The following is a 9919-nucleotide window of genomic DNA, read 5'->3' as shown; positions in this document are numbered from 1 at the left end:
AAGCGTGAGGTACACGTTCACATCTTCACGGCTGAAAACGAGGGACAGATTCTTGCGAACATCAAGCGCAAGGAAAAGCAACATCACGAAATGAGCGCAAACATGATCGAACACATGAAGGACATTATGAACAAAGAACTGGCTGGACAGGAAAACATCGTAGACGATTACAAAGAAGATATTTTCAAAAGCAAGAACTTTACAGTTCTTCTAGGTGATTGTGTAAAGCATTCTCGCAAGATGGCTGATAACTCCATCGACTACTCCGTATTTTCTCCTCCATTCGCTGATCTATTCGTTTATTCAAACTCGGATCACGACATGGGCAATTGCAAGGATGACGGCACGTTTGTAGCGCAGTTGAGATTCTTGATTACCGAACTGTATCGGGTGATGAAGCCGGGGCGCAATGTTTCATTCCATTGCATGAATCTGCCGACGACGAAGATGCGCCAAGGTCACATCGGACTGAGAGACTTTCGAGGCGACCTGATCCGTGCTTTTCAGGATGCCGGGTTTATCTACCATTCGGAGGTTTGCATCTGGAAAGATCCAGTTGTAGCGATGCAGCGCACAAAAGCTCTAGGATTGCTTCATAAGACTATCCGCGAGAATTCGACAATGACCCGTATGGGACTTCCCGACTACGTTGTGACCATGCGAAAGCCTGGAGAGCTTGCAGAGCGCGTGACTCATGGCGATGATCTGCCGGTCATGTTGTGGCAAAAGTACGCAAGCCCGATCTGGGATGACATTAACCAAAGCCGGACTCTTAATAAACTACCTGCTCGGGATGATAAAGACTTGAAGCATATGTGTCCGCTGCAGCTTGACGTGATCGAACGGTGCATCCATTTATGGACAAATCCTGGCGACTTGATTTTCAGCCCATTTACAGGAATTGGATCTGAGGGTTATTGTGCCGTCAAGATGGGTCGTAAGTTCATTGGGACTGAGCTTAAACCAGCATATTTCGAGTTGGCTTGCCAGAACATCGAGGATGCTGAAAAAGAGCAGCATGGCCTGTTTGATTCGGTGGCAGCATGAGCATCGCACTAAAAATTACAGCAAAGATCATCTTTGGCGTTGTTGGGTTCTTTATCCTGGTGCTTGGACAGGCTCCGTGGTGGGGATGGCTTATTTGGCTTTACTTCATCATTGTGATGTGAATGTTTTTGTTGCAAGTGTCAAAAAACAGGCGCAAAATGTAGGTTCAATCAAGGCTGTGGTGGCCAATAGAAAGCAACAATGACTCTTTTCATAACCCCGTACAGACCCTTCAAACAGACGTTTAGGCGCTCTGGTTGCTTTCGGGAATACCACCTGTATGGGGTTTTCAAAGGGGTTTATTCATGCTGAAAGTTAAAGACTGGGACCGTTTCCAGCACTTCAAAGATAGAAAACCACTGTGGATAAAGCTGTATCGTGACCTGTTAAACGATATTCAATGGCACGAATTGAGTGGTGACGATGCAAAAACGCTTGTAATGCTGTGGCTTATCTCTTCAGAAAATGAAGGAGAACTACCGTCTATCAAGGAAATTGCATTCAGGTTCAGAATGTCAGAAAAGCCAATTAAATCAACAATCTCAAGACTGTCTCATTGGCTGATACAAGATGATATCAACTTGATACATGATAACAACCTGATATCAGACGGATATCAAGACAATATAGGTGCTATACCCCTCACGCGCTCGCTAGAGAAGAGAAGAGAAGAGAAGATATCGGATAACGGTTTTGATATCTTCTGGAAAACGTATCCAAAGAAGAAAGCCAAGCCAGCGGCAGAGAAGGCGTTTAGGACGCAAAAGATAAACGGTGAGTTGCCGGATATCTTGTCAGACATTGAAGCCAGATCGCAGACACAAGACTGGATCAAGGAACAAGGGCAATTTGTGCCATACCCGGCAACATATCTGAATAACAGGCTTTGGGAAGATGAAAAGCAGCAAGGTCAAAGCAGTCTAGGAGTTTTCCTATGAACGGGCATCAATCAATCATCGCAATGCGCCATAACCGCATGAAACCGGCTTACGTGTGGCTACAGGATTCAGGACTTATCCCGACAGACAATGCTGTGACTTTGGCAGTTTCTGACATACCGGAAGCCATAGACCTTCGGTTTTTGGTTGGCGTAACCGTGCTGGCAGAATCACAAAACGCTGACAGACTGCGGAGAATTACGACAGCTTGCATACAGGCAAAGGCTTTGCGTGTCATAGCAAGCCTGCATCGCAACGTGGACAAATATTGGACTGAAACCGTGTCAATAACCGACACTGACGGGGTGATGACATGGCAGAACTGATCGGATTTGACGATATCGACTTCTCTGTTTACGAGAGGGAAACGGACGCATCGCAAAAGGTTAAGCCTGCTTCGATATGGGTGAAGGAACTGATCGAGCGTATCAAATGCCCTATTAAGCAAATCCGGTCTGTCATGCCGTGGCGTAAAACACACCTACAGATTCAATTCAGGCCGGGAGAGGTAACGGTATGGGGAGGGGCGAATGGGCAGGGTAAAAGCCTTGTTACAGGGCAAGTATCGCTAAGTCTTTGCGCTCAGGGCGAGAAGGTTTGCGTCGCAAGTTTTGAGATGAAGCCAATGAAAACACTTGAGCGCATGGCTCGGCAATGGTCTGCATACAACGTGAACGACCCGGCATTTATTGGGAATGATGAGGCGATTCGACAATTTTTGGACTTGTACGGCCAATTCTCGGACTGGACCGATGGCAAGCTGTGGCTGTACGACCAGCAGGGGACCGTGACAGCAAAGCAGGTTTGCGCCGTGGCTAGATTTTGCGCTAAGGAAAAGGGCATAACTCATTTCGTGATTGACAGCTTAATGAAGTGCGTAACCGGAGAAGATGATTACAACGGGCAAAAGCAGTTTGTTGATGAGCTTTGCGCCATTGCTCGGGATCACAACATTCACATTCACCTGGTTCACCACGTCAAGAAGCCTACAGATGAGGCGCACAAGCCGGGAAAATACGACTTTAAGGGCACCGGAGCGATAACAGATCAGGTTGATAACGTGATAGCGGTATGGCGCAACAAGGCCAAGGAAAAGAAGCGAGAAGCTGGCGTAGCGGTGGCAGATGGTGAACCGGATGCTTTGCTGATCTGTGACAAGCAGCGTAACGGAGAATGGGAAGGCCAGATAGGGCTATGGTTTGACAGAGTTTCCATGCAATACGTTGGAAACCACGGTGATAAGCCTTTATCGCTGTACAACCATCCTGAGCATGGATAAATTCAGAGAAAAGCTGATAGCGCATATTTTGTTTATGAAACAACACGACCCAGACTACGCAAGAGCAGCACTCAAGAGCTATCACGAAGCGATGCCGTGGATGGAACTAACCAAAGGTGTGAAAGAGGCAATGAAATGAAAGTAATCATCAGCAAAGGCCCATACGGATCATTCCGCTACTGGATCGGCATGGACGGACGCGGTAATTGTTTTGCAGAGGGCAAGTCATACCAGCTTGAGCATTGCCGCCAGTTGGCTTGGATGATTCTCGGGTTTTTCTTGAAGGGTCAAGGCAAGCCTAGCAAATGGGGAACTAATGATTGGGAATGGATTGAGAACCTATGACACCAGAACAACAAAACGAAATACAGCGCAGGGCAAAGCAGGATGCAACAGCGCAAATGGCAGGCTGGCCGACGAAAGGAAATCCATTCTCCAGTGCTGAAAAAGCAACTGTCTACCAAAAAGCGTTTGACGCAGCAGCCAAGGAACTAAAGGAGCTGCGCAGATGATAGTCAAACTGGACTGGCCTAACAAGGCTTTGGCACCAAACCGAAGCAACGGCAGGCATTGGGGCGGTTTGGCTGCGATAAAGTCACAAGCCAAGGGCGATGCCTATGTACTTGCTAAAAACGCGGCAAAAGGCCGCAAATTCGATGCAGACAAGGACTACGCGGTATCAATCATTTTCGTGATGCCAGATAACAGGCACCGGGACTGCGATGGGATGCTATCGAGCCTTAAATCGAGTCTGGACGGTATAGCGCAGGCTATCGGGGTTGATGACCGACATTTCAAGCCTATTTTGGTTGACTGGCAGCATGGCACAAAGCCGGGAGCCGTGATTCTGGCAATCGGGTGCGAGATACGATCAGGGGCGAATCTTGAGTAAGCGCATATTTAACCTGATAAATGAACAGGTAAGGCGCAGAGCGCAAGAAGCCATTTGGGAAGCGCCTGATGGTTATCGGGTGACATTGTGCGAGCAAACACGCAGCCTAGACCAAAACGCAGCGCAATGGCCGTACCTTGAAGGATTTGCCAAGCAAAAGCAGCTTTGCATTAACGGCGCTATGCAATGGGTGACAAATGACGACTGGAAAGACGTTTTAACCGCTTGTTGGAATGGCGAGATGCGGATGGCCTTGTTTGACGGTAAGGTAATCATGATGCCGCAACGGACTAGCAATATGGGCAAAAAGGTTTTTAGCGAGTGGATGGAGTTCCTGGTCGCAATGGCTGCACAGTCCGAAGTAACGCCGATTTACAAAACTGGACCAAAGCATGACCAAAGCTGAGATTGTCTGGAAAGGCGATGAATTCCTTTTTTATGAACACAGCAAAGCCGTTCAAATTCATGGGCCGCATCAACGAGGACGTAAACGCCTATGTAGCACTGGGAAACGTAGGAAAGTTGTTTATTACCGTTCCTAGGATTAGACTAGAGCAACTCGCAACTCAAGCTAACTCAGGTGGGCTAACTGATATTTACCTCGACTTGGGAACTTACGTCAAGAGCTTCTATTCTGTAATGTATGCGCCAAGCTGTGTAAAAATCACAGAAATGGGAGTAACAAGTAAACGCTTACACCACATGGTGAAATGGAAAAACGCTGTTCCTGAGATAGTAAGTGGTAATTTTAAGAAACACTAACTGCAAAATCCCCTTTATAAAATGATGCCCGACCATTTACCGACAGACGAAACCCGCAAGCTGGTTGAAAGCACCAGCGGGTTAGGCTTGCCGCATGAAAGCATTAATGCCTATCTATCCAACTAACACGATATGTTCAGAGTTGGGATGCAAGGAACTTAGAACACGCTTAAATTCTTTCTGCTTAAAGCATGGCGGCAAAGACTACACAATAAAAGAAAGCGATTCAGTATATAAATCAAAGGCATGGCAAGCAATAAGACGAACACAATTAAGCAGACAACCATTGTGTCAGTCATGTCTAAGCAGGGGGATAGTATGTGCAGCACTACACATAGATCATGTTTTCCCTTGGCAACGCATAAGAGGCAACGCCTTCACACACAACATCTTCCAATCACTCTGCCCTGAGTGCCACTCCTACAAGACAGGGCAAGAGAAGCAAGGAAAGTATGAGCATTACCACTCAAACGGGGTAAGGGTTTACTCTGATGCCGACTACGCGCTGGTGGTCATGAATGAGGAAAGAACTTAAAAGTGGGTGATTGCTAACTTAGCAAGCCGTGTCTCAATTTCGCACAAACTGGGTTGGTTATAGGGGTGGCATGATAGGATGAGGATATGACAAATAGACTTCCACCAGAATTACACATAGTTCACGGCACAAAAGCAGAACACAAAGCCAAACCATTGCCTGAAAAAGTTCGACAGCGAGTTCCAAAAGCTGATTGGCTGGATAACCATGATGCCTGGAACCGTGATGAATTTATCAGCGAAACAAGTGAATTTTTATGGGACACCTATGGCATTGGTTCAAACCAAGACAAACATATTTTGGCGGCACTGGCTATGCAGTTGGAAATTTACGTTCAATGTTGCAAAGGAATCAAGGCTGGCGGTGTTGTTGTTAAATTCAACGGTGGCGCTAATATTGGCCCCAATCCTTACCTGACCGCTGGTGACAAAGCATTGGCTAGGGCAATAGTTTTGATGAATGAATTGGGGTTAACGCCTCGAGGCAGATTGGCTACAAACAAAGTTGAAGGCGGCAAATACGCCGATCTACTTGCTGGCCCATGAATTACGAAGATGGAATTTTCTATGCTGTGCAAGTAGTGCGCGGCGAGATTCTGGTTTGTAGAAATGTTCGATTAGCTTGTCAACGTTTCCTGAATCAATTAGAAGATCAAGCCTGGGCATATGAATTTCACGCAAAGTATGCCCAACACGTTCTAAAGTTTATTGGTACGCTTAAGCACACCAAAGGCCCAGATGCTGGAAAACCATTAATACTTCAGCCGTTCCAAATCTTCATTATTTGCGCGGTGTACGGATTTCGTAGCAAACGGAATTTAACCAAGCGAATGGTTACAGATGTAATTATTTACATTCCCCGCAAAGCCGGTAAATCCACATTGACAGCGGCAATTGCTTTATACGAATTAGGATTTGGCGAAGCTGGCGCAGAGGTTTATTCGTTGGCAACCACTCGGGATCAGGCCGGTATTGTGTTTACTTCCGCAACTGGCTTTATTGACTCAATGCCTTCTGACATTGCTGCGCTATACAACGCTGGACGTCACCAGATCATGAAAGCTGGCGATGCTCAGTCCATGTTCAAAGCACTTAGTCGTGATGCAAAAAAGACAGGTGACGGTCTAAATCCAAGTTGCGCGATCATTGATGAAGCCGCTCAAATTGTAGACAGAAACTCTATTGAGGTGCTTCATTCGGGTATGGTGGCTCGGCAAAACCCTCTAAGGGTGTACATCACTACTGCCAGTTTTACTAAGGAAACCAAATTCTACGAAGACATGATGATGGTGCAAACCATGTTGACCGGCGAAGCTACTGATAATCCTCACTGGTTTGGTTTGTTGTACGGCCTTGATCCTGGAGATGATTGGCGCGATCCGACGACATGGGCAAAAGCCAATCCAATGCACGGAATCAGCGTCTTTGGAGATGCGATTGCACAACGAGCAGAAGAAGCAAAACATAAGCCAGCAGCATTAAATGAGTTCCTTTGCAAGACGTTAAATCTGTACGTCAGCGCAAATTCAGCTTGGATTGACCGTGCGTATTGGGATGATGACCGTTGCAAGTTGGGTGGAAAACGTGAGCCAGAATCCGTATTCATGGGTTTTGACTTGGCGGCAACTCGTGACTTAAATGCCGTATGCACATTAAAGAGGTTTGCTGATGATGACTATGAGGCTGAATTCAAATTCTTTTTGCCCCAGGATGGATACGATTTAATTCCAAAACATTACGCAGATATTTTTGAAGTCGCTCGTCGATCTGGCATTTTGCACATTACAGAAGGCAACGTAATGGATGACCGAGAAATTAGCGACTACATCATTAAACAGGCTGAAACTTACGACATCAAAGAAATTGGGTTTGATGCTTACAACGCCGCCAGCTTAGTGGCTCGTCTGCACGATGTAGGATTGCCCGTAAAAAAAGTTGGTCAAGGAATGGCAGTTTTAAGCAATCCAAGCAAGCATATTGAAAAACTTTTGCTTAATTACAGTATCAAACACAATGGCAATCCGTTCCTTGGTTGGCAACTTGGGAATTGCGAAGTTTACGAAGATGTGAACGGAAACGTCAAAGTCCGTAAAAATGAAGCAGACAAATCAGCAAAAGTGGATGGTATTATCAGTTTAATCATTGCTATGCACTGTTCTTTGGATAATGCTACAATTGCCGGGTTCGGTTTCCGCACTTTCTAGGGAAAATTATGGCTTTTTTAGACATTTTCAAACCAAAAGTAAACGTAAACAAAGAATCTAACACGTTGTTCGGGCAGACTGCGCTTGGCAATAACGTTGTTTACCAAGGCAGCAACCAGCGTCCAACAGTAAATACCCAAATCCTGTATGTCACCACCAGCAGCACGACCAGTGCAGGACGTCCGGTGGATATGTCCATGCTTACGCGCAACAGCACGGTTATGGCTTGCGTTGGGGCAAAGGCAAGGGCACTTGCTCAATTACCAATTAGAATCATGTGCGAGGCAGACGATGGTAGTTACCTGGATGCTGTTAAGTCGCCAGAGGTCGGCCCGAGGGACAAGGCCAAAGCCAAACAGGTAAGTAATCTCCTGAATCAGCCAAACAACTTCCAATCAACCTACGAGTTCTGGTATCAGTACCTCATGTGGCATGAATTGTCGGGCGAGGTCTTTACTTTGTGGTGGAGAAAGGATCAGGAAAATCCGACACAGACCCCGCTGGAGATGTATATCTTTGACAGCACGTTAATCGCGGTCACGATCACCCCGGCCCGGTATCCGTCCTATCGACTGTCCACTCCTTCTTATGGTTTCAGCAAAGATCAACCCCTTGCGGCTCACCAAGTCATGCACATCAAGGACGCAGCTTGGCAGGGGTCTGCTGGCTTCAACAAGGGAATACTTGCTGCTGAACTGGTGGGGCTGGATCAGGACATTGATTTATACGCAAACTACATCATGCAGAACGGCGCAAAGCCAAGCGGTATGTTTGTCACAGAACAGGTGATCCCAGACGGCAAGTACAAAGAGATCGCATCCCGTTTGAAAGAGGCGTGGAACAACATGACCGGCTCACGTCAGAGCGACCAAAGCAAGCCGGGTCAGGGTATGTTGCTCGACCAAGGTATGAAGTACACACCTTTGAATATGCTAAATCTTCAGGATGCAGATGCCAATGCGCTCAAGACCCAGACCATGAAACGTATCTGTGGTTTGTTTGGGGTTCCACCTGCGATGATTGGGATCGCTGACCAGAAGTACAACAACACGCAAACCATGCTGGACGAGTTCTACAAATCCAGCATGTATCCGCTTTTGGTCAACATCCAACAAAAGCTGAAACAGCATCTTTTCCCTGGATATCCGTCCTTGTGTGTTGAGTTTGATACTCGCAACTTCCTGAAAGGCGCGCCACTGGACCAGATGAATTTCGCCTCTGCCGGTGTTTCAAACGGCATTCTTACCCCGAATGAAGCCCGTGAATATATGGGAATGAAGAATCTTGATGGTGGCGATGATCTGAAACAGGACGCAAAACCAACCGATCAACTACCCGGCTCCAGCCCACAGGATACTGGCGGAGGGGGCGGGAGTCAGAGTAAAAAGATGAATATTGGGGTCAAATAACATCATCGAGAAATAAATTGTCAAATTTCTGGATGGTGGTAGCATATTTGGCAATGTATAAGCCAAACGAGCCTATTACTGGGAACAGGGGACGGCCCCGCAAGGTAATAAAGGATGTGGACTTAACCAAACTGAAGGTAATCCATGACAAAACCATTCCAGATGATCTGCGAAGCGAAATTGAACCTTGCCAAGACAGCAGGAGCAATAGAAGCAAGGGTAACATCTTGGGGGGCTAGAGAAGGAGCAGATGGGCGCAGGTTTAACTACAAGCCCGAAGGGTTTATGGATTGGGCAAATGAGTTTGCCAAGTCTGGTCGACCACTTCCCATGTTCGTGAACCATTCATCTGATGCCATCCCGGTTGGCGAATGGACTCAATTTGAGTTTGATGAAATGGGTATGACAGCATCAGGAAAGATGTTCGTCAACACCACCCAAGGAAACGACCTGTACAAGATCATGAAAGACAGCCCCACATTATTTGGTGGGGTTTCTGTTGCAGCTTACGCTGACGAATATGCAATGGTGGACGCTAATGGTGATCCAGCCCTTGCTGACGATGAAGAAGCCTATTTCCAAATTGCCAAAGGTGGCTTGCGGGAGGTGTCTGTCGTGATGTACCCAAATAATCCAGTTGCAGAAGTCAGTCGGTTGGAATATTTCCTTCCAGACGGTTCTGCTGACTTGCGAGTATTGGAAGAATCTCTGCGAGATGCAGGGGTATCCAAACAGGCAGCGGTCACAGCCGCTTCTGTATTCAAGAAAGTGTTGGAGCAGCGAGACGCTGTGACTGCGCCTATTGAACCTGCGCCGATCCAGAGAGATTCTGAAGCGGAAGTGACCGAGATTCT

General features: G+C 46.9%; 15 protein-coding genes. All 15 read left to right on the top strand.

Annotation, left to right across the window (positions count from 1 at the left end; genetic code table 11):
• On the top strand, window positions 1-1047 hold a 1047-nt coding region (locus WCG50_RS14725), incomplete at its 5' end, for a DNA methyltransferase (RefSeq protein ID WP_336900356.1).
• Window positions 1019-1252, top strand: a complete 234-nt coding sequence (locus WCG50_RS14720; RefSeq protein WP_336900355.1) for a hypothetical protein — start codon at window positions 1019-1021, stop codon at window positions 1250-1252. The genes WCG50_RS14725 and WCG50_RS14720, both read left to right, overlap by 29 nt.
• A gap of 100 nt (window positions 1253-1352) precedes the next feature.
• Window positions 1353-1985, top strand: a complete 633-nt coding sequence (locus tag WCG50_RS14715) for a hypothetical protein (protein WP_336900354.1) — start codon at window positions 1353-1355, stop codon at window positions 1983-1985.
• The gene (locus WCG50_RS14710) at window positions 1982-2311 is read left to right on the top strand and encodes a hypothetical protein (protein ID WP_336900353.1); all 330 of its coding nucleotides are present in this window, start codon (window positions 1982-1984) and stop codon (window positions 2309-2311) included. Before WCG50_RS14715 ends, WCG50_RS14710 begins: the two co-directional genes overlap by 4 nt.
• Entirely contained in the window at window positions 2299-3264 is a 966-nt protein-coding gene (locus tag WCG50_RS14705; RefSeq protein WP_336900352.1) for a DnaB-like helicase C-terminal domain-containing protein, read from the top strand. Before WCG50_RS14710 ends, WCG50_RS14705 begins: the two co-directional genes overlap by 13 nt.
• Window positions 3257-3403, top strand: a complete 147-nt coding sequence (locus tag WCG50_RS14700) for a hypothetical protein (RefSeq protein ID WP_336900351.1) — start codon at window positions 3257-3259, stop codon at window positions 3401-3403. Before WCG50_RS14705 ends, WCG50_RS14700 begins: the two co-directional genes overlap by 8 nt.
• Window positions 3400-3609, top strand: coding sequence for a hypothetical protein (locus WCG50_RS14695; RefSeq protein WP_336900350.1), 210 nt, complete (start codon window positions 3400-3402; stop codon window positions 3607-3609). The genes WCG50_RS14700 and WCG50_RS14695 overlap by 4 nt, the downstream gene beginning before the upstream one ends.
• Entirely contained in the window at window positions 3606-3776 is a 171-nt protein-coding gene (locus WCG50_RS14690) for a hypothetical protein (RefSeq protein ID WP_336900349.1), read from the top strand. The genes WCG50_RS14695 and WCG50_RS14690 overlap by 4 nt, the downstream gene beginning before the upstream one ends.
• Window positions 3773-4156, top strand: coding sequence for a hypothetical protein (locus tag WCG50_RS14685; protein WP_336900348.1), 384 nt, complete (start codon window positions 3773-3775; stop codon window positions 4154-4156). The genes WCG50_RS14690 and WCG50_RS14685 overlap by 4 nt, the downstream gene beginning before the upstream one ends.
• Window positions 4149-4562 carry a recombination protein NinB gene (locus WCG50_RS14680; protein WP_336900347.1) on the top strand — a complete coding sequence of 138 codons (414 nt, stop codon included), beginning with the start codon at window positions 4149-4151 and terminating at the stop codon, window positions 4560-4562. The genes WCG50_RS14685 and WCG50_RS14680 overlap by 8 nt, the downstream gene beginning before the upstream one ends.
• Window positions 4563-4594: 32 nt before the next feature.
• Window positions 4595-4918, top strand: coding sequence for a hypothetical protein (locus WCG50_RS14675; protein ID WP_336900346.1), 324 nt, complete (start codon window positions 4595-4597; stop codon window positions 4916-4918).
• 621 nt (window positions 4919-5539) lie between these two features.
• Window positions 5540-5998: a P27 family phage terminase small subunit gene (locus tag WCG50_RS14670; RefSeq protein ID WP_336900345.1), complete on the top strand. Its 459-nt coding sequence runs from the start codon at window positions 5540-5542 to the stop codon at window positions 5996-5998.
• Window positions 5995-7656 (top strand): terminase TerL endonuclease subunit, encoded by a 1662-nt coding sequence (locus tag WCG50_RS14665; RefSeq protein ID WP_336900344.1) that lies wholly within the window; start codon window positions 5995-5997, stop codon window positions 7654-7656. Before WCG50_RS14670 ends, WCG50_RS14665 begins: the two co-directional genes overlap by 4 nt.
• Window positions 7657-7664: 8 nt before the next feature.
• Window positions 7665-9065 (top strand): phage portal protein, encoded by a 1401-nt coding sequence (locus WCG50_RS14660; protein WP_336900343.1) that lies wholly within the window; start codon window positions 7665-7667, stop codon window positions 9063-9065.
• Between the two features lie 144 nt (window positions 9066-9209).
• Window positions 9210-9919 (top strand): HK97 family phage prohead protease (locus tag WCG50_RS14655; protein ID WP_336900342.1); only part of this gene is annotated, 710 nt, incomplete at its 3' end.

It is taken from the genome of Rhodoferax sp. (genome assembly GCF_037143375.1).
Classification (GTDB): domain Bacteria; phylum Pseudomonadota; class Gammaproteobacteria; order Burkholderiales; family Burkholderiaceae_C; genus Rhodoferax.
This window is presented reverse-complemented; position numbering and strand designations above follow the sequence as displayed.